The following is an 853-nucleotide window of genomic DNA, read 5'->3' on the forward strand; positions in this document are numbered from 1 at the left end:
TTTCTGGTGCGTACCGGGCTGAGAGGCGGTGTAAGTGAACTGTAGTTGCCATGTTTTACGGCAATGAGAGCAGAGATAGCGCTGATGTCCGGCAGTGCTTTTGCCGTTACGCACCACGCCTTCAGTAGCGGAGCAGGAAGGACATCTGATGGAAATGGAAGCCACGCAAGCACCTTAAAATCACCATCATACACTAAATCAGTAAGTTGGCAGCATTGCCCACTACTCCGGTTATATTTTTCTTCCATGATATATTCACTTAATCAATGTTTTTCTGCGTATATATTTTTATTGATTATGTTTTTTTGCTTAACTCAGGATTAAGTTTTTCTAAAATAGCACAGCCACTTAGGGCAGAGCGAGCAATTCATGCTTTTTAGGATGGTTGAAAAGCAGAGATATAGTTCAACCATCCATGAATTACCTTTTATTTATTCCCCATAATGATATTAAGCGTTTTCTGATCGGGCAACCCCACGGCCTGTTGTAGCGTATTTTCCTTACTCATTTAATAGATAGCCGGCGTGACATTTGCCCCCAGATCGTCCATCAGTTTCTCATTGTCACTTAACACTTTCATTTGCTCTGTACTTACGTTTGCAGGCACGTTTAGCTTAAGCTTGCCACCAGAGGCTTTATATTGTTGCCAGGTTTTTGCGGGATCTTTGGAGGCAAGAATTGCCGCTGCTGTCGCCGGGCTTTCTGGCTTGATAACCCCAACCAACAATGTTCTTAATTGCACTTTGCCAGAATCTGGATTTGCCCCTATATTTCCAGACATCTGTTATCACTTAACCCATTACAAGCCCGCTGCCGCAGATATTCCCGTGGCGAGCGATAACCCAGCGCACTA

Annotated in this window: 1 protein-coding gene and 1 pseudogene; both read right to left on the reverse strand. The window is 44.1% G+C overall.

Annotated features, from left to right (window positions below):
* Window positions 1–165 (reverse strand): IS1 family transposase (locus BGK49_RS27615; protein WP_047664789.1); only part of this gene is annotated, 165 nt, incomplete at its 3' end.
* Between the two features lie 262 nt (window positions 166–427).
* Window positions 428–754, reverse strand: a pseudogene (gene dsbG, locus BGK49_RS16180) (thiol:disulfide interchange protein DsbG); the annotation flags it as partial.
* Window positions 755–853 lie beyond the last annotated feature (99 nt).

It is taken from the genome of Shigella sp. FC1544, from assembly GCF_001722145.1.
Taxonomy (GTDB): Bacteria; Pseudomonadota; Gammaproteobacteria; order Enterobacterales; family Enterobacteriaceae; genus Escherichia; species Escherichia coli.